Source organism: Nocardia vermiculata NBRC 100427 (assembly GCF_001613265.1).
Taxonomy (GTDB): Bacteria; Actinomycetota; Actinomycetes; order Mycobacteriales; family Mycobacteriaceae; genus Nocardia; species Nocardia vermiculata.
Map to the genome: position 1 here is coordinate 204,541 of NZ_BDCA01000007.1, position 23,280 is coordinate 227,820.

General features: G+C 68.3%; 21 protein-coding genes. 9 read left to right on the forward strand and 12 right to left on the reverse strand.

Annotation, left to right across the window (positions count from 1 at the left end):
- The first annotated feature begins 98 nt into the window (after nt 1-98).
- The 3 genes from NV2_RS11650 to NV2_RS11660 all read left to right on the forward strand — a co-directional run bounded on the left by NV2_RS11650 (nt 99) and on the right by NV2_RS11660 (nt 3,407).
- The gene (locus NV2_RS11650) at nt 99-1,433 is read left to right on the forward strand and encodes an MFS transporter (protein WP_067871791.1); all 1,335 of its coding nucleotides are present in this window, start codon (nt 99-101) and stop codon (nt 1,431-1,433) included.
- 78 nt (nt 1,434-1,511) lie between these two features.
- The gene (locus NV2_RS11655; RefSeq protein WP_067871794.1) at nt 1,512-2,474 is read left to right on the forward strand and encodes an SDR family NAD(P)-dependent oxidoreductase; all 963 of its coding nucleotides are present in this window, start codon (nt 1,512-1,514) and stop codon (nt 2,472-2,474) included.
- 150 nt (nt 2,475-2,624) lie between these two features.
- A complete protein-coding gene (locus NV2_RS11660) occupies nt 2,625-3,407 on the forward strand; it encodes a sulfite exporter TauE/SafE family protein (protein ID WP_157102864.1) in 783 nt (260 codons plus the stop codon).
- Between the two features lie 51 nt (nt 3,408-3,458).
- On the opposite strand, the gene NV2_RS11665 is transcribed toward NV2_RS11660, so the two are convergent.
- Both NV2_RS11665 and NV2_RS11670 read right to left on the reverse strand, forming a co-directional pair.
- Nucleotides 3,459-4,373, reverse strand: a complete 915-nt coding sequence (locus tag NV2_RS11665; RefSeq protein ID WP_067871796.1) for a ferredoxin family protein — start codon at nt 4,371-4,373, stop codon at nt 3,459-3,461.
- 67 nt (nt 4,374-4,440) lie between these two features.
- Nucleotides 4,441-5,211: an alpha/beta fold hydrolase gene (locus NV2_RS11670; RefSeq protein ID WP_067871799.1), complete on the reverse strand. Its 771-nt coding sequence runs from the start codon at nt 5,209-5,211 to the stop codon at nt 4,441-4,443.
- A gap of 164 nt (nt 5,212-5,375) precedes the next feature.
- Between NV2_RS11670 and NV2_RS11675 the strand changes: the two genes are divergently transcribed.
- On the forward strand, nt 5,376-5,570 hold the full coding sequence (locus tag NV2_RS11675; RefSeq protein WP_067871802.1) for a DUF5808 domain-containing protein: 195 nt from the start codon (nt 5,376-5,378) through the stop codon (nt 5,568-5,570).
- Between the two features lie 25 nt (nt 5,571-5,595).
- On the opposite strand, the gene NV2_RS11680 is transcribed toward NV2_RS11675, so the two are convergent.
- Nucleotides 5,596-7,248: a DNA polymerase Y family protein gene (locus tag NV2_RS11680; protein ID WP_067871805.1), complete on the reverse strand. Its 1,653-nt coding sequence runs from the start codon at nt 7,246-7,248 to the stop codon at nt 5,596-5,598.
- Nucleotides 7,235-7,993 carry a DnaE2-dependent mutagenesis accessory factor ImuA' gene (gene imuA' / locus NV2_RS11685; RefSeq protein WP_067871807.1) on the reverse strand — a complete coding sequence of 253 codons (759 nt, stop codon included), beginning with the start codon at nt 7,991-7,993 and terminating at the stop codon, nt 7,235-7,237. Before imuA' ends, NV2_RS11680 begins: the two co-directional genes overlap by 14 nt.
- Before the next feature lie 277 nt (nt 7,994-8,270).
- Here imuA' and NV2_RS11690 point away from each other — a divergent pair, with 277 nt between their 5' ends.
- Nucleotides 8,271-9,416 carry a serine/threonine-protein kinase gene (locus NV2_RS11690; protein WP_067871810.1) on the forward strand — a complete coding sequence of 382 codons (1,146 nt, stop codon included), beginning with the start codon at nt 8,271-8,273 and terminating at the stop codon, nt 9,414-9,416.
- Nucleotides 9,417-9,422: 6 nt separating this feature from the next.
- Here the strand turns inward: NV2_RS11690 and NV2_RS11695 are convergent, their stop codons facing one another.
- A complete protein-coding gene (locus tag NV2_RS11695) occupies nt 9,423-10,055 on the reverse strand; it encodes a LuxR C-terminal-related transcriptional regulator (protein ID WP_067871989.1) in 633 nt (210 codons plus the stop codon).
- A 142-nt stretch (nt 10,056-10,197) separates the two neighbouring features.
- Nucleotides 10,198-11,739 (reverse strand): ATP-binding protein, encoded by a 1,542-nt coding sequence (locus NV2_RS11700; protein ID WP_084474418.1) that lies wholly within the window; start codon nt 11,737-11,739, stop codon nt 10,198-10,200.
- A gap of 152 nt (nt 11,740-11,891) precedes the next feature.
- Here NV2_RS11700 and NV2_RS11705 point away from each other — a divergent pair, with 152 nt between their 5' ends.
- Both NV2_RS11705 and NV2_RS11710 read left to right on the forward strand, forming a co-directional pair.
- Nucleotides 11,892-13,688 carry a PspC domain-containing protein gene (locus tag NV2_RS11705; RefSeq protein ID WP_067871813.1) on the forward strand — a complete coding sequence of 599 codons (1,797 nt, stop codon included), beginning with the start codon at nt 11,892-11,894 and terminating at the stop codon, nt 13,686-13,688.
- Complete coding sequence (locus tag NV2_RS11710) at nt 13,681-13,902, forward strand: hypothetical protein (RefSeq protein ID WP_067871817.1); 222 nt, start codon at nt 13,681-13,683, stop codon at nt 13,900-13,902. The genes NV2_RS11705 and NV2_RS11710 overlap by 8 nt, the downstream gene beginning before the upstream one ends.
- 71 nt (nt 13,903-13,973) lie before the next feature.
- Here the strand turns inward: NV2_RS11710 and guaA are convergent, their stop codons facing one another.
- A complete protein-coding gene (gene guaA / locus NV2_RS11715) occupies nt 13,974-15,548 on the reverse strand; it encodes a glutamine-hydrolyzing GMP synthase (protein ID WP_067871820.1) in 1,575 nt (524 codons plus the stop codon).
- A 170-nt stretch (nt 15,549-15,718) separates the two neighbouring features.
- Between guaA and NV2_RS11720 the strand changes: the two genes are divergently transcribed.
- Nucleotides 15,719-16,516, forward strand: coding sequence for an alpha/beta fold hydrolase (locus NV2_RS11720; RefSeq protein ID WP_067871992.1), 798 nt, complete (start codon nt 15,719-15,721; stop codon nt 16,514-16,516).
- Nucleotide 16,517: 1 nt separating this feature from the next.
- Here NV2_RS11720 and NV2_RS11725 read toward each other — a convergent pair whose 3' ends face one another.
- Nucleotides 16,518-17,684: a GuaB3 family IMP dehydrogenase-related protein gene (locus NV2_RS11725; protein WP_067871822.1), complete on the reverse strand. Its 1,167-nt coding sequence runs from the start codon at nt 17,682-17,684 to the stop codon at nt 16,518-16,520.
- Nucleotides 17,685-17,861: 177 nt separating this feature from the next.
- On the reverse strand, nt 17,862-19,406 hold the full coding sequence (gene guaB, locus NV2_RS11730) for an IMP dehydrogenase (RefSeq protein WP_245662555.1): 1,545 nt from the start codon (nt 19,404-19,406) through the stop codon (nt 17,862-17,864).
- 320 nt (nt 19,407-19,726) lie between these two features.
- On the opposite strand from guaB, the gene NV2_RS11735 reads away from it, so the two are divergent.
- Entirely contained in the window at nt 19,727-20,140 is a 414-nt protein-coding gene (locus tag NV2_RS11735) for a DUF5319 domain-containing protein (protein ID WP_067871825.1), read from the forward strand.
- Between the two features lie 110 nt (nt 20,141-20,250).
- Here NV2_RS11735 and NV2_RS11740 read toward each other — a convergent pair whose 3' ends face one another.
- The 3 genes from NV2_RS11740 to NV2_RS11750 all read right to left on the reverse strand — a co-directional run bounded on the left by NV2_RS11740 (nt 20,251) and on the right by NV2_RS11750 (nt 23,015).
- Nucleotides 20,251-21,432 (reverse strand): anti-sigma-D factor RsdA, encoded by a 1,182-nt coding sequence (locus NV2_RS11740; RefSeq protein WP_067871829.1) that lies wholly within the window; start codon nt 21,430-21,432, stop codon nt 20,251-20,253.
- Nucleotides 21,425-22,003 (reverse strand): sigma-70 family RNA polymerase sigma factor, encoded by a 579-nt coding sequence (locus NV2_RS11745; RefSeq protein WP_067871832.1) that lies wholly within the window; start codon nt 22,001-22,003, stop codon nt 21,425-21,427. The genes NV2_RS11740 and NV2_RS11745 overlap by 8 nt, the downstream gene beginning before the upstream one ends.
- 127 nt (nt 22,004-22,130) lie before the next feature.
- Nucleotides 22,131-23,015, reverse strand: coding sequence for a hypothetical protein (locus tag NV2_RS11750; RefSeq protein ID WP_245662556.1), 885 nt, complete (start codon nt 23,013-23,015; stop codon nt 22,131-22,133).
- Nucleotides 23,016-23,280: the final 265 nt, after the last annotated feature.

Below are 23,280 nucleotides of genomic sequence, written 5' to 3' on the forward strand. Positions count from 1 at the left end.
TCCGGCGCAGGAATCGCGCTGATTTCAACCCTCCCGGCGACCCCCCGGACTGCCCTACTGTCCACTGCGCAGATCGGCGGCAGAAGGGATAGGGACTCATGTCGTTAGTGGAGTCCGTGCCGGCGACCACACGCACCGAGCACGCACCGGAACTCGGCACCGCCGAGACGCGGACGGCGATCGCGGCGAGCCTGATCGGCACCACCGTCGAGTGGTACGACTTCTTCCTCTACTCGACCGCGGCCGGCATCGTTTTCAACACCCTGTTCTTTCCCGAGACCAGTGCGTTCGTCGGAACCATGCTGTCGTTCGCCACCTTCGCCGTCGGATTCCTGATGCGCCCGATCGGTGGATTGGTCTTCGGCCACATCGGCGACCGCATCGGCCGTAAACGCACTCTCGCGCTGACCATGGCGATTATGGGCGGATCGACCGCACTGATGGGTGTGCTGCCCACCAGCGCCGCAATCGGTGTCGCGGCACCGATCCTGTTGCTGGCGTTGCGTATTCTGCAGGGCTTCGCCCTCGGTGGCGAATGGGCCGGTGCGGTACTGCTGGCGGTCGAGCACAGCCCGCGCCACAAGGTCGGCCGCTTCGGCAGCTATCCGCAGATCGGCCTGGCACTCGGACTCGCCCTCGGTACCGGCGTCTTCGCGCTGCTGCGTTCGACTCTGAGTGAGCAGGCGTTCCTGGACTACGGCTGGCGCATCGCCTTCGGTGCGAGCGTGGTGCTGGTGGTGATCGGGCTGGTGGTCCGGCTGAAGATCGACGAGACCCCGGCGTTCCGCGAGGTCGATCGGCTCAATCGGATCTCGAAAGTCCCTGTGGTCCAGTTGTTCCGCACTGCGCGCAGCCGGCGCAACACGGTGCTGGGGCTACTCTCCCGCTGGGGTGAGGGCGCGGCGTTCAATACCTGGGGTGTTTTCGCGATCAGCTTCGCGACCGGCCATCTCGGCTTCGATCAGGTTCCGGTGCTGGTGTCGGTGACCGTTGCGGCCGTGGTGATGGCAGCGCTCATCCCCGTCTCCGGAATCCTGACCGATCGTTTCGGTGCCCGGCGGATCTATATCGCCGGTATCGCCGCGTACGGCATTCTGGTGTTCCCGGTGTTCGCCCTGTTCGAGGTGGGCAATATCGTGGTGTTCACGATTGCGATCATCGCCGTGTTCGGGGTGGCGCACGCGCTGTTCTACGGCGCCCAGGGGACCTTGTACGCCGGGCTCTACCCACCCGAGGTGCGCTACACCGGACTGTCCTTCGTGTACCAGTTCTCGGGAATCTACGCCTCGGGCATTACTCCGATGGTGGTGACGGCACTGATCGCGGCCGGTGGTGGCACTCCCTGGCTCGCCTGCGGATATCTGGTGGTGACGGCGGTGATCAGTGTGATCGCGACGGTATTCATCAGCGAGGAGGACCGGCTCACCGTCTGAGTGCTTCCGTACCGGGCCCCTTTCCCCCGAACTTACTTTAGAGTAAGTTCGGGGGAAACGACCTGCAAGGGAGCGACGATGTCGGACAATCACGCGGCCGGTTACCTGGGCCGTCGACGAGCGCGCCGGGATCTGGCCGGTAAGTACGTCGTCATCACCGGAGCGTCCTCCGGAATCGGCCGGGCTGCCGCCACCGCAGTCGCCGCCAAGGGGGCTGTGGTGCTGCTGCTCGCCCGGCGCGGCGAGGAGCTGGACGCGGTCGTCGCCGAGATCACGGCCGCGGGCGGACAGGCCCACGCCTACCAGTGCGATGTCACCGATTCCGATTCGGTGGCCGACACGGTGGCCACCATCCTCGAAAAACACGGCCGGGTCGACATGCTGGTCAACAACGCCGGCCGCTCCATCCGGCGGGCCGTGCACCGCTCCACCGACCGGCTCCACGATTTCGAACGCACCATGGCGGTCAACTACTTCGGTGCGGTGCGGATGACCTTGGCGTTGCTGCCGCAGATGCGCGAACGCAAGGACGGCCACATCGTGAACATCTCCAGCGCCGGCGTACAGGCTGCGACACCCCGCTTCGCCGCCTATCTCGCCAGCAAGGCCGCGCTCGACAAGTTCGCCGAGGTCACCGCCGCCGAAATGCTCTCGGACAACATCACCTTCACCACCATTCACATGCCGCTGGTGCGTACCCCGATGATCGCACCGAGCGGCAGGCAGGGCCCCTCGGAGTCACCGGAATGGGCGGCCGCGACCATTGTCCGGGCACTGACCGATCGGCCGCGCCGGATCGATGTCCCGGTGGGAACCCTGGGCGAGTACGGAGCGCTGCTCGCCCCCGGCATCAAGGATCGGGTCATGCACCGGTACTACCGGGCGCTACCCGATTCCCCCGCGGCGAAGGGAGAGGTCGTCGAGCGCGAACCCGAACTGCCGGTACTGCGCCCGACACCACGCAAACAAACAACAGCCGGTCGGATCACCCGCTCGACCGTGCGCCGGGCCGCCCGGCTGGTGCCCGGCACCTACTGGTGACAACGCGCGGTCCTGAAATATGTACCGCTGCAGGTAATTCCACGGTTATTTCCGGGTAATCACTCCAGTTCGCCGGGTCGGCATCGTCATCGGTAGTCCGGGCGGCAACCCCTGTTCACACTCACCCCTGACGCATGATGGGGTGATGGGATGATTTCCGGAGTTACTGTCGTGCCACTGTGCCTGCTGGCGGTACTCGGGCTGCTCGGCGGCATCGGTATCACTGCTCTCGGCCCCGGTGGCGTCCTGCCGACCGTCGGCTTGTTCACACTCACGAGCCTGTCGGCGTCGCAGGTGGCGGGTACCGCGATCGTCACACATATTGCCGCCGGCGTGGTGGGGAGTGTGGCGTTTCTGCACTCCGGCCAGCTGCGCCGACCCGACACCCGCCGCACCGCACTGGTATTGGCAGTCGTCGCGGCGATCGGCACCCCGATCGGCATCGTGTGCAACACCCTGGTGTCGGACCGCGTATTCGGCATCATCCTGGCGGTTATCGTCGGTTCGGTCGCGATCTTGCTGTGGTATCGCCAACGCCGCGAATCTGCCACGGCGTCAACGGGTTCACCGGACAGGCACCCACCGCTGGCGATCGTGGGTGGTATCGGACTCGCGGTCGCCGTCGTGAGCGGCATCGTCGGGATCGGCGGGCCGATGCTGACCGTTCCGCTGCTCATCGCGTGCGGGGTGCCGGTACTCGAATCACTGGCCGCAGCCCAGGTGCAATCCATCGTGATCGCCACCGCCGGCACGGTGGGTTACGCCGCACACGGCGCGATCGACTGGCCGCTGGCCGCCGTCGTCGGGATCCCGGAGCTCGCGGGTGTGCTCATCGGGTGGAAGATCGCCCACGCTCTCCCGACACGCACACTGAAATACGCGCTGATCGTCGTCCTGCTCGCGCTGGCGCCCTACCTCGCCTGGTCGGCATGATGCCGCCGGCGACCCGCACGTCTCCTGCCGACCATCCCCTCGGCACCGGTTTCACCCCAGTGCGCGCACCTCGTCGGCGACCACGGCCGTCGCCGGTTTCGGGGCCGCGCCACAACTCGCCTGGCGCGACGGATAGCCCACCGTCCGTGTGGTGACCAGCCAGCGCCGGCCGTCGGCATGGGTCACCTGCGCGGCTCCGGCGAAGGTCGCCGGAGCACCGGCGGGATCCATGCCCAGGGCGGTGGTCACGGTGAGCTGGTCCGCAGCCGCCGACACCCGTTCCCGCACCGCGATCTCGGCTACCTGCTGAACCGGCGAGTACCCGCTGCGGCCACGAAACCCGTCCAGCGACAGCTCGTTTCGAGAGGCAAGTGCCATTGCGCGCACCGCTGCCTCACCATCGATCCGGCCGTAGGTCAACCCCGCGGGCGCGATCACCAGGGCAGGGGCGAAACGATGGCCGCCGGTATGCGAGCACTCCCAGACCCGGCCCGGATATTCCGCGGCCAACCGGGAGGCAATGGGTCTGCCCAGCAGCGCACAGCACTGATCACGCTTACCGTGGGTACACGCCAGCGCCAGCGGTTCGGTCACCGCCGCACCGAGACCGGGCGCGGGACCGTGCAGCACATCCAGGTCGATATCGAGCAACTGTTTCAGATCAGTGATCTCCAGGCGTTCACACCACGCCTCGCCCGGTCGGCTCGCGATGAGCAGAACTGTTCGCACACCGGAGAATTCACTGCGTCCGGGCTGCCGGATCAGCGTGGGGCGCACCGCGGCGGCCTTGGTGCGCGCGGCCAGTTCGACGGTGAGCTCGGCACCGAGCACGGCATCGCCGATCACATCGCGGCCCCAGGCGCCGGGCTGCTCGACGCACAACCATCCACCGACCCGGGTTGCACTGCCGGGCAACGGAATATCGGCAGCAGCCGCCGAGCACGACAGCCCGTCGAAGGCGCTCATGGGCGAGCTCCACGAGCCCGGGCCGTGCCCACCGCCTCGGCCGGCCGAACCGGCAATTTCCGGACTGTCACTCGTGCCCCAGGAACGACAGCGTCACCGAGGCGAATTCACGGTATCGATCGCGGTGAATGCTGTGTCCGCAGGTGAAGGTCGCGACCCGGCAGTCCTGGACCCGGGCCCGGAATATCTCCAGTTTCTCCGGATCGACCATGCCACCCGGTCCGCCGCGCAACATCAGGGTCGGAGCCGTGATGCCGGACAGACTCTCCCACCACTCCGGATACGGCTTACGGAATTGCTCCAGCGCCGACGGCGTCATCGAGCGGTCGAAGGCCAGTACCGCGCGCGGATGCCGGATCAGGCTGGTAGTGGCGTGCCACAACTCCGGAAGCGACGGCAGCCGCCTGGTGAGGTTCGGCTGCTCGTCGCCGGAACGCAGCGGCAGCGGTTGCTCCTCGAGCACCAGACGGCGCACCAGCCCGGGACGCTCGATGGCTACACAGGAGGCGGCGTAACCGCCGAGCGAATGTCCGACCAGATCGATGGTGGTCAGATCCAGCCGGTCGCACAGGCGCAGCAGATCCGCGCCGAACTCCTCGAACCGATAGGAGTCGGTGTGTGCACTGCGACCGTGTCCGCGCAGATCGGGCACGATCACGCGGCGACCCGCACGAATCAGCGCGGTGGCGAACCGATCCCAGGTGTGTCCTTCACCGCCCATACCGTGCACCAGCACCACCGGCACATCCGAGAGCGGATGCGCTGCCCGCGCGGCGCCCGAATCGCGGTACGCGATCTGCACACCGGCCAGGGACACACAGCTGACATTCGACTCCACGATCAGTCAGGATACGTCCGCCCCCGGCCTCCCCGCCGCTCCCTGTGGGGCGTCGCACAACGGCACGGGCCACGGCATCCGCTGTCCGCCGTAGAGTCGGAGGAGACAGAATCCGGGTTCCCTACCGGGCATCCGTACCCCGGTCCGACGAAAGGGTCCTGCTCATGACCGAGCCCGACGATCGTGTCCCCGCTCCGCAGGGCAAGGCACTCGGCATGCCGTACGACTGGCGCCTGCCGACCCTGCGCCGGCTTCGCGCCCGGGTGTGGAATCCGGATGATCGACGCATCTTCACCCCCAAGACGTTCGGGTGGGGCTACGACGTGAACCTGTACCGACTCCTGCACCCACGGCGCTGACACCGGGGCCGCTGCTGCTGTTGCGCTATTCGTAGAGGCCCTCCACATGCCACACCTGCTCGTAGCCGAGTAACAGTACTGCGCGCTCCTCGGCATCGAGGAGAATCTGGGCGCGTGCGACACCACCGGAATCACCGGCGGCCCACCATCGTTCGTCCAGCGCCCACGGTCCGGCCCAGCCGATGACCCGCCACGATCGGGTTCCCCAGTGCAGGGCGGCCGGTTCGGCGGTGAACATGCCGCGCTCGGTGAGCCAGACCGGACGCCCGTCCTCGGATTCCAGCCGGATCTCGGGACGGCCCCGCAACACCACCGCGGGCGCCGGTTGCGGCAGCCGGCCGGGCCAGGGCTGTCCGGGATCGGTGGCCGGAACCGGTTCCTCTCCGAAAGTGATCAGCGTGACCCGCTCGACGGGGCCACGCCCACCGCTGAGCACCCCGATCTGCACCGCCGCACCACCGAGCAGACCCTGCACCCGGGTCAAGGCGCGCCGAGCCCGCTGATCCTCTGCACCGACACCACCCCAGAGCCCGAGTTGCAGCGCCCCGGCCGACACCACCTCGACCGGTTCCAGGCGCAGCAGCGTGATCGCTCCCGCAGTTCCTTCCTCCTCCGGATCGGGGAAATCGGTTCCCCGCCTGCTCCGTGCGGACAGGGCACGCTGGGTCAGCCAGCCGTCCAGTTGCCAGCGCACCCGATCCGCCGTGGTCTCCGGGGTGAGTGGTTGCGCGCACCGCCAGATTCTCGACAGCTGTTCCCCACCGGCGGTTTCGGCGTGCACCGCGAGCCGGGTGCAGGCCACCGAGGCCGCCGACAGCCGCTCGTGCAGCCGGACGGCGAGCATGCGACCGGCGAACGCGGCGGCGTCGACCCGCTCGATCGGCGGATCACACCGATACTCCACCACCAGATCGGGGCCGGGCGGTGTCGCCGAGGGCGGGCGTTCCGGCTCGGCGCGGGCACAGCGGTGCGCGCGGATCGCGTCGGCGCCGAACCGCGAGGCCACCTCGGTCGGAGTGAGAGCAGCGAAGTCGCCGATACGGCGTAACCCCAGCCGGTGCAACAGATCCACCAGATCGGCACGCTCCGGCGGGGCCAGGCTCGGCTCCACCGCCAGTTCGCTCACCGGCAACGGCGCCAGGAAGTTCGCGGCGGCGCCCGGGGCGACGATCTGCGCGCGGCGCGCGGCGAGCACCGCGGCGGACAATTCGTCGGCGATGCCGATCCGGCATTCCACCCCGGTCGCGGCGACCGCGTCGACCAACCGTTCCGCGGCCTGTTCCTCGGAACCGAAATAGCGGGCGGCGCCGCGCGCACCCAGCACCAGCAGGCCGGGGCGCAGCATCTCCACCCCGGGCACCGTGGCGTCCACCGCCGCCACCACCGGTTCGAAGATGCGTGCGTCCCGGTCCGGATCAGCTTGCGCCACATGCAGGTCCGGGCAACGTGACTGCGCCTCCCGCTTGGTCAGCCCACGCCGGACCCCGGCCTCGCGAGCCACCGCCGAACACGCCACCACCCGGCTCGCATGCAACACCGCCACCGGACGCAGTGGCGGCAGATCCGCCGCGGCTGCGGCCGCAGCGGCCGGCCAGTCGGGACACCACACCGCCAGTACCCGGTACCCCGGCCGCTTCAGCGTGGCGCCGGACGCTCGGTCCGGCTCAGGAGGCCACATCGCGACCGACCTCCACTACCGGCCGGGCCTGTCGCTGTGAACCCGGCTCCGTGGCAATCCATTCGACCCGGCCGTCGCGCGGGCACAGATCCAGTCGACCGGTCCGTGCCGGAGCCGATCGGGAACGCACCCGCACCTCCAGATGGATCGAGCACAGCCGCCCGCGGCCGAGCCCCAAACCGGAATATCCCGCGACCCGGCTGTCGATCCGCAGCATCGGCCCGCTCCAGTCTCCACCGGTCACTACGAGCGTGGCCCCTTTGCTGCGCGCGCGAGCGGCGAGCACTCGAGTTCTACTGGGCGGCACCGAAACACCGGCCAGGCCGAGCACTACCAGGTCGACCCCGTCCAGCAATACTGCGGCAACCTCCACCGGATCCGGTCCGGGATCGGCCACCACGGCCAACCGGCCCAGATCCGCTCCCATCTCCGCGGCGGCGAGCAGACCGAAACCGGGCAAGCCGATCACCGCGGCATACCCTCCCTCCCCGGTCACCGCCGCCAGCAGTCCGGTCAGCAGTGAACCCGCACCCGAGTACGCCACCACCGCCCCCTTCGGCACCCCGCCGGCAGGAAGTAGATCGGCCAGGGCGGGCGGCACCGGAAGTACCCCGGCGCGCAGCTCGTCGGCCTCGGGAGGACGCCGCGACACCTGTGCGAGCTCCGCACCGCGCGCCGGAATCGCGGCCATTCGCCGCCGCAGCTCCGCCAGTTGCGCACCCCGCGCGTCTACCGCCGAACTCATCCTCGCCGACCACCTATCCCTCCGGCACCGCGACCTCGACACCTTCCAGCACCGATTCAGCTATCGATAGTAATCGAAAGTACGTTCGATTTACTCAGTAGAACCTTCCAGGTGGTCTGCGTCAAGCCCGATGAACTCATATGCACCAGCAGCCCCACAGCGAATCTTCTGTCACCCCTGCCCACCGACCGCGGGGGCAGGCCGAACCGGCCCGGACCGTTCCGGCCCCGGACCCGAAGCAGGCCGGTCGTCCTGGTTTTCGGCTATCCTCGCGGCCGTGACCGAACGCGCCCGCCCCACCGTCGGCCCCGACTACCTCGTCGCAGGCCGCTACCGCCTGCAGTCCAAACTCGGAGGCGGCGGTATGGGCGCGGTCTGGCTCGCCCACGACAGATTGCTCAACCGCGACGTCGCCATCAAACAGGTGCTCACCACCGCCGGACTCGACGAGGCCGAAGCGACCGCGGTCCGCGACCGGATCGTCCACGAGGGCCGGGTCGCGGCCAAACTCTCACACGAGCACGCGATCGCCGTCTACGACGTGGTCCTCGAGGCCGGTGAGCCGTGGCTCGTCATGGAATATCTGCCCTCCCGCAGTGTCGCCAGGGCACTGGCACTCGCCGATGCCCTCCCTCCCGTCGAGGTCGCGCAGATCGGGGCCCAGGTCGCCGATGCGCTGGCGACCGCACACGCCGCCGGCATCGTGCATCGCGATATCAAACCGGGCAATATCCTCGTCGCCGATCGCGGCAACGAGGTCGGCATGGCCAAACTCAGCGACTTCGGCATCTCCAGCGCCGGCGAGGCCGTCGACGAGCCCGAGAACGTCATCACCGGCACCCCCTCCTATCTCCCGCCCGAGGTGGCGCGCGGACAGCGCCCCGGGCCCGCGAGCGACGTATTCTCCCTCGGCGCAACGCTGTACACCGCGATCGAGGGGCAGCCGCCCTACGGATTCGACGACGACAACGATGTGATCGTCACCCGGGCGGCGATGGCCCAGATCGTTCCCCCCACCCGCAGCGGACCGCTCACCGACGTCCTACTACACATGATGGAACCGGCGCCTCAGCGCCGCCCCACCATGGAGCAGGCGCGCGACGAAATCCTCGCTGCCACCTTCGGTCCCGGTACCGCGTCCTACATTCTCGGCGCCCCGATCCGCACCGAGGACGGGACCATCCCGGCCTGGGCGGCACGCAACTCCGCCGCCGGTCTGCGCAGCCCGCATTCCTCCCCGCTGCCCCGGCCCCCTCGGGCCGGTGCCGCCTATACCGCTGTGGCACAGCAGAAAGTGGGAAGGTCGAAGTTCCCCGATATCGACTTCACCAGATTCGGGCCCAATGCCGCACCGCTGGCGATCGCGGTCGGCCTGCTGATCGGACTGCTCATCCTGATCGTCATCATCGTCGCCGTCATGTAGGCGAATTCAGTCGATGCGCCGCCGGTGCGCCCAGCGCGTGAGCGCATTGCGGTTGGACTGCTGCGTTTTACGCAGCACGTTCGACGCATGCGTCTCCACGGTTTTCACCGAGATGAACAAGGATTCGGCGATTTCACGATAGGTGTAGCCGCGAGCCAGCAGGCGCAGCACCTCGAGTTCCCTCGGGGTCAGCGAATCCAGTTCGGGATCCAGCGGAGGTTCCGGAGCCGGGGACCGTCCGGTGAACGAGTCCAGTACGAACCCGGCGAGCCGCGGACTGAACACCGCGTCACCACCGGCGACCCGCCGAATCCCGTCGGCCAGTTCGGCACCGGAGATGGTCTTGGTGACATAACCGCGCGCGCCGGCCCGGATCACCGCAATCACGTCCTCGGCGGCGTCGGAAACGCTCAGCGCCAGACAGACCGGCCCATCGATTCCCTGCAGGACCGCTACCCCGCCGCCATCGGGCATATGCACATCCAGCAGCACCACATCGGGTCGCGCGGAACGGATTCCGGCCACGGCCTCGGCCACACCGCCTGCCTCGCCGACCACATCGATATCGGCCGCGCGGCTCAACTCGGCCCGCACCCCCGACCGGAACACGGCGTGATCATCGACCAGATAAACCCGGATCGCCACCAATTCTCCTCACCTCCAGCCGGACCACCACCGGACCGGCACAGCGCCGAATTCATCGGTACCACATCGACCGGCCCGACGCTCGAAACAGTCATGTCCCCTCCCGCCGTAGACGGCGGGCACGATCCCCTACGCCTCACCGCCGCCCGGCACCGCCCGGACTGTGGTCTGCCACGGCACCTCGGCGATCCGAACCGGCCCCGGCATCCCAGGACTCCCCGGCGCCCTCGAACTTCGCGGTGGCACCGGCGCCCGGAGAGTCGGCGTCCGGCTCGCCTTCACGAGCGGTGTCCGCCACCGGCTCGCCGCCCGCAGCTGTGGTCTCCGCATCGCTCACCTCGAAGGCGGTGTTCTCGCCCCCGTCCGGCGCGGCGGTCTCGTCCTGCCCCTCGGAATCCATGCGCGGCATGATGATCCGCACCTCGGTTCCACGCTCCGGCGCGGTCTTCACCTCCACCGTGCCGCCCCGGCGTTCGATCCGAGCGTGAATGGATTTCGCCAGACCCTGCCGATCCGACGGCACCGCGGAAGGGTCGAAGCCGGCACCACGGTCGCGCACGAAAATGCTCACCTGATGCGGCTCCACCTCCGCGAAGACGTCGATGGTCGGCACACCGGCATGTTTGGCGGCATTGACCAGTGCTTCCCTGGTAGCACCGAGCAGCGCGGTGAAATGTTCCTTCGGCAAGCCGGACCCGGTGTCGCCGACATCCATCGATACGTCGCCGACCGTCACCGGCGTGACCTGAACACCGTGCTGATCCTCCACCTCGCCCGCGATGGTGCGCAGCGCCGCGGCCAGGCTTGACTGCGCCGGCATGGTGTCCTCGAACAGCCACTTGCGCAGCTCCCGCTCCTGACTACGAGCCAGCCGGGCAACCTCCTGGGGATCACCGGCCTGACGCTGGATCAGCGCCAGCGTCTGCAGTACCGAATCGTGCAGATGTGAGGCGATCTCCTCACGTTCCTCGTTACGAATCCGGGCCGAACGTTCGGCATTGAGGGCACGCATCATGCGCAGCCACAGCGGAACGGTCAGCAGGCCGACTCCGATCAGCGTCACCGCGACGGCGATCAGCGCCGAACCCAGCGACCCCAGATCGATACGCGCCAGCACCACCACACCCAGCCCGACCACGATCAGCGTCGCACCGGCCAGAATGCGCGCCCAGGTGAGCACGGTCGGACTCGCGGGCAGACCCAGTACCGAGCGCGGCCCCTCGGAGTCGAATTCGCGCCACACCAGCGCCGCACCGACGGCCACGACGATGATCGGCGCCACCACCCGGGCAGCGGTCCCGCTGAACAACCACGCCATCGACACCGACAGCGCCAAGCCGAGCAGCACCAGCCCGACCGCTTGCCGCCGCTCCGAGGCCGTGGGCGGTGGCCCGTCCTCCCCCGAGGAGGTGAATATCCACAGCAGCCCGTACCCGACGATGCCCGCGCCCATCAGCGCGGAAAGCAGCACGAAAGCTACCCGGACCTTGAAGACGTCGATACCGAGATGATCGGCGAGACCACCCGCGACACCCCCGACGACCCGCCCCCCGGAACGCCGCAGCAATCGCGCCGACGGTACCTGCCCCAGTGCGCGACCGTCCGGCCCGAGACCGTCCACACCGGCGCGCGGATCGACCCCCGAACGCGCGTCGAATGCGGGCATGAAGGGGTGCATGTACTCGATACTGGCATGTCCGACCGGCAACCGGCCATCGGGAAATACCCCCACACCGATATCAGGGTCACTACGGGCCGCGCGGGGAGATCAGGATCGTTTTCAGGGTGAACCCCGATGCCTTTCGAGGCTGATCAGCCCACTATTGAGTCATGACCACAGCGAGCGGCGGAACCGGCCGGACGGGATTCAGCGAACAGCTCCACCACCTGTGGCGGACACGTCCGCTGCGACTGCCGGGGCAGAGCCCGGTCGCCGGTGTCGCCGCCGGCTTCGGGCGGCGCTACGGCGTGGACCCGGTACTGATCCGGGTCGCCTTCGTGGTGTCGACGGTGTTCGGCGGAGCGGGCATCGTGCTCTATCTGGCTGCCTGGCTGCTACTGCCGGCGATCGACCGGGACAGCCGGCCGCAATCGCCCACCAAGACCACCGTGCTCGTCGTGGCGCTGGTGATCGCACTGAGCACCATGGGCCCGTTCGGAGTCGGGCTCGGCGGTTCCGGGGTGGTCAGCTTCGCGCTCATGGTCGCCGGCTGGTGGCTGCTGTACATGCGGCAACCCGAGCCACCGACCGACGGGTCGTATCCGCTGATGGCCGACGGCGGCATCGCCGCCACCGGATATCCGGGCACGACCTTCCCCGGAGGGTCGCCGTGGGGTGGTGGGCAGGCCGGGCAGCCGTGGAACGGCAGCCAGTACGGGCCGTTCACCACGCTGCCGGACCACTACGAGCCCGACCCGGGCACGGCGCACAGTCCGGCCGCGAACCCGGCCGGCGATCCCACCGGCCCGGCAGGCACCGCAGCCACCGAACCGATCCCCACGGAACCGGAGACCTCCACGGCCACCCCGTCGGCCTCGGGGCGCTCACCGCAAGCAGAGGACGAGATCGCTACTGCTGCTGGGCAGGCCACCGATCCGGACCGGACGGTTGCCGAGCCGGTGAGTACGGCCGACCCGACGGTGCCCGCGACCGCCGCGGCCGACCAGCCCACGGAGGTCCTCGGAATCGCCGAAACGGATGCGGCCACCGAGCACCTTCGGACAGCCGTCCCGGGCGACGAAGATTCCACGACCGACAACAGCAGCGACGAAGGCGCCACCCGGCCCGAACCCGGCGACAGCGATCACAGCACCGGTGAAGGCCCCGGCGACACAACTCCCGGCACCGGTACCCCGCCGGCCTCCGGCGGCCCCGGAACGCCCGGCAGCGGCGGCACTCCCCCGCCACGCTCCGCCACGACCACCCGCACGGCTGCAGACCCGTCTCGCTTCGGCCCTACGCCGTCGGGCTGGGACCCGCTGGGGGTGACACCGTTGGCCTGGGATCTACCCGCGCCCGTCCCCACACCACCGCGCCCCGTCGCCGTACTTCCGGCACAACGCCCCCGTTCCCGGCTCACGCCGGTCGTAATCGGTCTGGCGGTGCTGGCAGCAGCCGCCGCAGGGTCACTCACCGCAGCGGGAGTGGAATGGATGACGCCGGCCCGGATCGGCGCCGTGGCCCTCGCGGTCGTCGCCCTGGGGCTCATCGTCGGTGCTTTCCTGCGGCGCGGCTACGGGCTGATGGTGTTGCTGGCACCGCTGGCCGGCTTCGTGATCCTCGCGTCGATGATCGGCCCGGTCGAATTCGACCGAGCCGCGATGGGCAGGCACGAATGGAAGCCGCCCACGGCCACCGCACTCGCGCCGGATTACAAGATCACGATGGGCTCGGGACATCTCGATCTGACCCAGTTGACTCTCACCGAGGACCGCACCGTGCACATCGGGGTGCAGATGGGTGACTTCCAGGTCGTCGTGCCGGACTCGATGCGGGTACACACCCGATGCGATGCCCGGATGGGTGAGGTCACCTGCCCGCCCGGGATCACCGGCCCACCGGACGGTCCCACCCTCACACTCGATATCGATGTCCACGCCGGAAACGCGGAGGTGCAACGTGGCTGACAACGATCCGGCCGATACTCGGACCGAACCCCGTCGAGGACCATCCCTATCCCTGCTCCTGGCCGGACTTCTCGCCATGCTGGTGAGCGTGTGGGCCTTCATCGGCCCCACCTCGTGGCCGGTGCACAGCGTCGTCCCGGTCGGGTGGATCGTGGTGGGACTGGCAGTCGTGGTGGGCATTGTCCTGGTGATCTCGCCACGCCGGAGAAAGTAGACCGAACACAGCACGAGGGGCCTGCCGGTTACCACCGGCAGGCCCCTCGTGCTGGCGGGGTGCTTACCCGCTCACTCCCATTCGATGGTGCCCGGCGGCTTGCTCGTCACGTCGAGCACCACCCGATTGATCTCGCTGACCTCGTTGGTGATGCGGGTGGAGATCCGTTCCAGCACCTCGTAGGGCAACCGGGTCCAGTCCGCGGTCATGGCGTCCTCACTGGACACCGGACGCAGCACGATCGGATGACCATAGGTACGTCCGTCGCCCTGCACGCCGACACTGCGCACATCCGCCAGCAGCACCACCGGGCACTGCCAGATCTGGGCGTCCAGTGCGGCGGCGGTCAGCTCCTCGCGGGCGATGGCGTCGGCCTGCCGCAGGGTCTCCAGCCGATCGGGGGTGACCTCACCGACGATACGGATGGCCAGGCCGGGACCCGGGAACGGCTGACGCGCGACGATGTCCTCCGGCAGCCCGACCTCGCGACCGACCGCACGGACCTCGTCCTTGAACAGCAGCCGCAGCGGCTCCACCAGATCGAATTCCAGATCCTCGGGCAGGCCGCCGACATTGTGATGACTCTTGATATTGGCCGTACCGGAACCACCACCGGACTCGACCACATCCGGATACAGCGTGCCCTGCACCAGGAATTCGACCGCGGGCCCGTCACCGTCGCCGGTGCCGGTGGACTTCACGATCTCGGCGACGGAATCCTCGAACGAGCGGATGAACTCACGACCGATGATCTTGCGCTTCTGCTCCGGATCGGTGACACCCTTCAGTTCCCCGAGGAACTTGTCGACCGCGTCCACGGTGACCAGCTTGGCCCCGGTCGCCGCGACGAAATCACGCTGCACCTGCTCCCGCTCGCCGGCGCGCAGCAGCCCGTGATCGACGAAGACACAGGTGAGCCGGTCACCGATGGCCCGCTGCACCAGCGCGGCCGCGACCGCGGAGTCCACCCCGCCGGACAGCGCGCAGATCGCGTGCCCGTCGCCGATCTGGGCACGGACCTGCTCGACCAGCGCCTCGGCGATATTCGCCGTGGTCCAGGTCGCGGGGATGCCGGCCACCTCGTGCAGGAAGCGGCTCAACACCTGCTGGCCGTGCGGTGAATGCAGGACCTCGGGGTGGTACTGCACACCCGCCAGCCGCCGCGCGCGATTCTCGAAGGCCGCGACCGGCGCACCGGCCGTGGTGCCGGTGACCTCGAACCCCTCCGGGGCGTCGGTGACGGCATCGCCGTGGCTCATCCACACCGGCTGCACGGTCGGCAATCCGCCGTGCAGCACACCGCCGTCGATATTCAGCTCGGTGCGGCCGTATTCGCGGGTGCCGGTATGCGCGACGGTGCCCCCGAGCGCCTGTGCCATCGCCTGGAATCCGTAGCAGATGCCGAAGACGGGGATATCCAGATCGAACAGCCGCGGGTCCAGACTCGGGGCGCCCTCGGCGTACACGCTCGACGGCCCACCGGACAGGATCACCGCCAGCGGCTTGCGCTCAGCGATCTCCTCCACGGTCGCGGTATGCGATACCACCTCGGAGTAGACGCTGGATTCACGCACACGCCGCGCGATCAACTGCGCATACTGTGCCCCGAAATCGACGACGAGAACTGGTCGCTGGGTTTCTGCCACCAGATCAGTTTAGTGAGGCCGTTCGCGCACCTCGAGGCCGGGCGAACTCGGCGCCGACGCCCACGCCCGAACAGCACCGCGAGCGGCCGCAGAGCGGCGCGCACGCGTCCGGGCCGGCGGCGATATCGAAGGCGGCACGGCTGTCGGCGGCGACCGCTATCCTCGTGCTCGTGCCATTCGCCCATGCGATCGATGCCGAGATCCATTACGAGGACACCGGCGGCCGGGGGCCGGTGGTGTTGTTCGGGCACGAATTCTTCATGGACCGAACGATGTTCGCCTCACAGGCGAGCGCACTGTCACCCCAATTCCGGATCGTCACCTGGGATGCGCGTGGCCACGGTTGCACCCGCGACGAGGGGCTGCCGTTCACCTATTGGACGGCGGCCCGCGATGCACTGACCGTGCTGGATCAGCTGGGTGTGGAACGGGCGGTCGTCGGCGGTACCTCGCAGGGCGGTTTCAGTGCACTGCGCACGGCGCTGCTGGCGCCCGAGCGGGTCGCCGCGCTGATCCTGATCTCCACCGAGGCGCACAGCCCCACACCGCGGGAACTCGAAACCTCACGTCGCTTCCTCGACCGGTGGCGCGAACCGAATGTGCGCCGCGCGTTGGCAGCTCATATGGCGCACTGGCTGATCGGGGACGACGCCGGTTATCGGGCGTTATGGACCGAGCGATGGCTGGCACGGGATCCGCACGCCATCGAGGTCGCGGCCGGATGTCTGCTGACCCGCGACTCCATTCTGGACCGGCTGCCCGAAATCACCTGCCCCACACTGGTAATCCATCCGACGCGGGCAGGGATTCCACGCTCGCACGTACTCGAAATGACGCATCGGCTCAGCACCGCACGCTTCGTCGAGATCGAGGGTGGCCGTCAGGCCGTGAACATGACACACCCCACGCAGGTCAACTCGGTGATCCGCGAGTTCCTGCGTGGGGAGGTCCTGACCAGGATCAACTGATTCAGGCGCGGACGCTGAGTCCCACCTTCTGGAATTCCTTCAGATCGCAGTAGCCGGCCTTGGCCATCGAACGCCGCAGTCCGCCAACGAGGTTCACCGAGCCCCAGGGATCGCTGGAGGGGCCGAACAGCACCTTCTCCAGCGCGGGACGCTCATCGATCTCGGCGAACGGCAGCATCGCACCGCGCGGCACCGAGGGATGCGCTGCCGCCGACGGCCAGTACCAGCCGCGGCCCGGAGCCTCCTGCGCGAGCGCCAGCGGCACCCCGAGCATCGCCGCGTCGGCACCACAGGCGATGGCCTTCGCCAGCTGCCCGGAGGAGACGATATCGCCGTCCGCGATCACGTGGACGTAGCGCCCACCGGTTTCGTCGAGGTAGTCACGCCGCGCGGCGGCCGCATCGGCGATGGCGGTCGCCATCGGCACCCCGATACCGAGCACCTCACCGGTGGTGGTGGCACCGGCCAACGAACCGTAGCCGACGATCACCCCGGCCGCGCCGGTCCGCATCAGATGCAGCGCGGTGCGGTGATCGCTGACGCCACCGGCGACGACCGGCACGTCCAGTTCGGCGATGAAGGTCTTGAGATTGAGTGGCTCCACCGACGGCGCATCGTCCTCGGCGATCGCCACCGCGCCACCCACGTGCTCGGCGGAGATGATGGTGCCGTGCACCACCAGCAGGTCGACGCCGGCCTGCACCAGGGCGGGGGTCAGCGCACGGGCATTCTGCGGGCTCACCCGCACCGAGACGGTCACCCCGGCGGCACGCACCTGCGCGATCGCCGCGGCCAGCAGATCCGGCTGCATCGGCGCGGCATGCAGTTCCTGCAGCAGCTCGACCGCGGCCTCGGGTCCCTTGTGCTCGGCCACCTCGACGAGTTGTTCGATCCGCGCACCCACATCGGCGTGCCGGGCCCACAGGCCCTCGCCGTTGATGACACCCAGACCACCGAGGCGACCGAGTTCGATGGCGAACTCCGGCGACACCAGGGCATCGGTCGGATGTGCTACCAGGGGGATGTCGAAGCGGTAGGCATCGAGCTGCCACGCCAGTGACACCTGCTTCGACGACCGGGTGCGCCGCGACGGAACGATGTCCACATCGTCCAATTCGTAGGTGCGCCGGGCGGTCCGACCCATTCCGATCTCGACCATGTCCCGCACTGATGTCACTCCTTCGTGTGTACTGCCGGGCCGTGAACAACGCTCACGACGAGCAGGCTCGACCGCCGCGACCGGCGGTGTCCACGCGCCGTCGTCGTTGCGACGCGCATCCATAATCCCAGTTCCCGGCGTACGGCATACGTCCGGGGCGCTCGGCGCGGCGGGTACCGCGACCGGTTACTTACCGCGACCGGTGTAGTTCGGCGCCTCGACGGTCATCGTGATGTCGTGCGGGTGGCTCTCTTTCAGGCCCGCGGCGGTGATCTGCACGAATTGCGCCCGCTGCAGGTCGGCGATGCTGTGCGACCCGGTGTAGCCCATGGCCGCGCGCAGCCCGCCCACCAGCTGGTGGATGACCTGGCTGACCGGGCCACGGAAACCGACGCGTCCCTCGATGCCCTCGGGAACCAGCTTGTCCTCGGCGAGCACATCGTCCTGGAAGTAGCGGTCCTTGGAGTAGGACTTCGCCTGCCCGCGGCCCTGCATGGCACCCAGCGAGCCCATACCGCGATAGCTCTTGTACTGCTTGCCGTTGACCAGAATCAGCTCGCCCGGGGATTCGGCGGTGCCGGCCAGCAGCGAGCCGAGCATGACCGTGGAGGCGCCCGCCGCGATGGCCTTGGCGATATCGCCGGAGAACTGGATACCACCGTCGGCGATGACCGGCACATCGGCGGCCCGGCACGCGGCGACGGCCTCGAGGATCGCGGTGATCTGTGGCGCGCCGACACCGGCGACCACCCGCGTGGTGCAGATCGAGCCGGGCCCCACGCCGACCTTGACCGCGTCCGCGCCGGCCTCGACCAGAGCCAGTGCCCCCTCGCGGGTCGCGACATTGCCGCCGACGACCTGAATCCGGTCACCCACCTCGTTCTTGACCTTGGCGACCATATCCAGCACCTGAACCTGATGTCCGTGCGCGGTGTCGACGATCAGGACGTCGACACCGGCGTCGGCCAGGCTCATCGCCCGCGACCACGAATCCTCGCCGACACCGATCGCGGCACCGACCAGCAGTCGTCCGTCGCGGTCCTTGGTGGCCTCGGGATACTGGTCGGTCTTGACGAAGTCCTTGACGGTGATGAGACCGCGCAGCCGCCCGTTGCCGTCCACGATCGGCAGCTTCTCGATCTTGTGCCGGCGCAACAGCCCCAGTGCCGCCTCGGCGGTGACGCCTTCCTGCGCGGTGATCAACGGGGCCTGGGTCATCACCTCGGCGACCTGCCGGTTCTGATCCACCTCGAACCGCATATCGCGATTGGTGATGATGCCGACCAGCGCACCCGTCTCATCCACCACCGGGAGCCCGGAGATCCGGAAGCGCGCACACATGGCGTCGACCTCGGCCAGGGTGTCGTTCGGGCGGCAGGTGACCGGATCGGTCACCATGCCCGCCTCGGACCGCTTGACCGTCTCCACCTGTGCAGCCTGATCGGCGACCGCCAGATTGCGATGCAGCACGCCCATGCCGCCCGAGCGGGCCATCGCGATGGCCATACGCGCCTCGGTGACGGTGTCCATCGCGGAACTGACCAGCGGTGTGCGCAGCGTGATCTCGCGCGTCAAACGGCTGGCGGTGGTGACCGAACTCGGGATCAGATCGGAGGCGGCAGGCAGCAGCAGCACGTCGTCGAACGTGAGGCCGAGCATGGCGATCTTGTTCGGATCGTCTCCACCCGTATGCGGGCGGACGGCATGTTCGCCCATCACGGGACTACTCATCTGATCGACCCCTCCTGGACCTCGAAGGCACCGATACGGCTCCCGCCCGTGTACCGGAACCACGGAGCCGAATCGAGAACAACTGATTGGATGGCAGAGCCGACACGTATTGCCCGGCGCCTGTGTGTCCATGGTATCGGCCCGTCCCGGGGCCGGACGCGTCGCCTCCGACACAGTGACGGCCTGCGACGACACCGCGAACGGGTGGGCGCCTGCGCGGCGCCCGATCGAGTATGCGAACCTTGCGAAAGATCGCGACAAGCGTGTCGAAATACCGTCAGCGCTGGCGCGGAGGGGGTGGTTCTGCGTACCGTGGGAATGTGCGTGACCATCTACCACCTGGCCTGCCGCCGGATCCGTTCGCCGGAGATCCCTCCGACCCGTCGGCCGCGCTCGATGCCATTGAGCCTGGGGAACCGCTGGACCCCCATGAGCGCCTCGCGGTCGAAGAGGATCTCGCCGATCTCGCGGTCTACGAGGCGCTACTGTCCCACCGGGGCATCCGCGGCCTCGTGGTGAGCTGCGAAGATTGTCGACAAGATCATTATCACGACTGGGACATGCTGCGCGCCAATCTGCTCCAACTGCTGGTGGACGGCACCGTCCGCCCGCACGAGCCCGCATACGATCCGACGCCGGAAGCGTATGTCACATGGGACTACTGCCGTGGTTATGCGGACGCTTCCATGAACGAGGCACTGCACGGCGACGGATTCGACGGGTTCGATTCCTGATCGCTACCGGGCTCGAGCTCGCAGGTACGCGATTCACGCCCTCGGGTGAAGACGCGCGCCGACGCCATTGCGGATGGTCGGCGTAACTTCCCGCGCGAAATCGACTGCTTCTACAGTCCCCCGGGGATTCCACCACCGGCAGGCGGCACGCTCACATCGGGCACCGAAGGTACGGACGGCGCCGTCTGCGGCGGCTGCTGCACAGTCGGGACCACCGGCCCCGCGCCGCCGACGGTGGTCGGCGGCGCGGCGGTGGGATGTGACTGGGTCGGCGGTTCCTGGGTCGGCCGCTGCTGCGTCGGCGGTACGACAGTCGTCGGCGGCTTCTGGTGGTCGGTCGGTTGCTGCTGATTCGTCGGTTCGGTCCCGGTCTCCGGGACTCCCGAACCGTCCTGGCCGCCGGGCGCGGTCTGGCTCCGCATGATCTCCGGCCCCGGCGTCGTCGGTTCGGAACCGGTGCTACCCGGCTGCTGCGGCTGGGTCGGTTCGGCTCCGGTCGTCGGCTGACGCGACTCACCGGGCTTCGCCGGATTCGACGGCGCCACCTGGGGTCCGGTGGTCGGTTGCGGGTTCGGGCTCGGCTCGAGCGATTCCAGCGCCGCGGCCACCTCCGGTGCGGAGGTTCGCAGCTGATTCAGCAGATGCTGCCAACGCACCTGGAGATCCTGCTTACGGGTGTGATTGTCGACCTGCGTGGTGCTGTCCGAGGCACTCTCCAGCAGAGCCTTGGCCTGGTCAGGATGTCCCTGATCGATCAGTGTCTGCGCCTTGGTCATATCGTCCTCGGCGTGCTGAGCGATCGTGGTCTGCGCCTGCTGGCTGAACACGACCTCCTTCACCCGCCACAACGGATCACCCGGCTGCGCACCGTAGGAGAACGCGGTGGTACCACCGGCGATCAGCGCGACCGCGGCCGCAGCGCCCATGATCGGGCGGACCAGACGCAATCTTCCACGCCGTTGCGCGTTAACTCTTACGTCGCGCGCACCGATCTCCTGATTGACGGCCGCCACCACGGCGTCCAGATCCGGTCCGGCCGGCATCGGAGCCTCGACGATATCCGCACGCCAATTCGCCAGCAGGCTCGCCAGCTGATATTCCTCGGCACTGTCGGTGGCGACCTGACCGTCGCCGGCGATGGCTTCGATCAGTGCATCGTCGCGGCGGACCGCGGCGATATCCACCGGTCCGGCCTCGCCGGAATCCCCGGATGCCTCGGCGTAGGGACCGCTGTTCGGCGATCCAAGCCGCGCTTTCCAGTCGCCCCGACCGCGCTCGCCATCCCTAGCCATACATTTCACCTGCCCTCGCCACTTGTGACTTCAGTTTCGCGAGCGCCCGATGCTGAGCCACTCGTATAGCTCCCGCCGTACTGCCCACGGCGGCAGCAGTTTCTTCTGCTGACAACCCCATGACCAAACGCAGGATCAGGATCTCTCGATGCTTGTCCGGAAGCGTGGCCAGCAGACTGTTCATCTGCCGGCTCGTTTCGGACTCGAGAGCTCGCTGCTCCGGCCCATGGTCGGTGGATATGACATCTGGTACTTCGGCCATCGCGTCCGCCTTGTTACGGGCAGCGTTGCGATGAGCATCGGCAACCTTGTGCGAAGCGATCCCGTACACGAAAGCCATGAACGGCCGGCCCTGGTCCTGGTAGCGCGGCAGGGCGGTCATCACAGCCAAGCAGACCTCCTGTGCCACATCATCCGCGGAGAGCTGCCCGCGCTCCGCGGCACCGATCCTCGCGCGGCAATAGCGCACCACCGGCGGACGGATATTTTCCAGTACCTGAGCTAGAGCCGAACGGTCGCCCTGAGCTGCGGCAGCTACGGCGGCGTCCAACCCCTCGCCCGAGTGCGTCATCGTCAGAGATATTCCTGGCGTTACAAGTGGCACGGCCGTATTTCGGCCGGTGCTTCCACCGGTCGGTGGAACGAAACCAACAATAGCGGCTCGGCTATGTGAGCCGGACAACACGGGGGATCAGGTTTCACCCGGCATCCGCCGCGGTACGCAGCCGACCGCCACGACCTGCCAGAACTCGCGAGTACTCGTCCGCCTCCGCCGCAGCGCTCCTGGCAGCGGGGGATTCACACACCCCCGACCGCAACATCGCCGCCGCCCAGCGCAACGGCAGTAGTTCATGCTCGGCACACTGTGCGTTCACTTGGTCCGCCCGCGCGCGACTGCGATCGATATCACCCGCGCCCGCGGCCGCAGCGGCCGTCAGCAATCGCGATTTGACCTGGTGCCGGATCGACCCCCATTCCTGCGCCGCCGCCAGTGCCGCCTCGGCATGCACCGCTGCCGGTTCACCGATCAGGCCGCTGCCGGGGGCGGCTAGAGCCGTTTCCGCGCTGACCCAGTGCCAGCGCACCAGCGCCCGCATACCCACCGGGGCACGGTCCATTTCGGCACGGCAGCGCCGCAGCAGGCGGGCCGACACCTGCGGCCGCCCGACCCCGAGCGCATCGGCCGCCAGTCCGGTCAGCGCATCGCAGATCGCCGCCGCGCGGAGCGGATCACCGGATACCTCCCGAGCCGACCCGGCGACCTGTACCAAGGCCTGCCCGTCCAGCGCCGATGCCCGGGCATGCCACCCCAGCTGCCGCAACAGCGACGCCTCGGTCGAGAGCGCCAGCGACCGCAGCGCCGGATCACCGGTCGTGCGAACGACATCGATCAGCTCGGCTCGCGCGGCCGCGTACCACCCTTGACCACCGAGCACGACCGCGCGCAACCAGCAGCCTGCGGGATCGACACCCCGCGGCAGATCCGCGAGGGCGATACCGGGGCGACCACCGAATGCCGCCTCCCACAGCAATGCGCGAACCGAATCCAGCAACCGGCCCTCGCGCGGCGACAAATCCAACACCAGCGCACCTTATCCGGACTCACCGGGGACGACCTGTTCCATCCGGGCTATTTCTCAGCGAAAAATGACTGCGCGTGTTTCGGTCGTGTAAATCTCCGGCGAGCTAACAAGCAGCGCACCGAATCGACATTTGCAATCTTTTCGGATTATTAACGTCGGGGCCTCGAGCCGGACATCCAGCCTTCTTCACGATCACGGTCTCCATGTGCTGGATCACATATCACACCCCCCAAGACTGGGTAGCGCGACATACGATTTCCGCCAC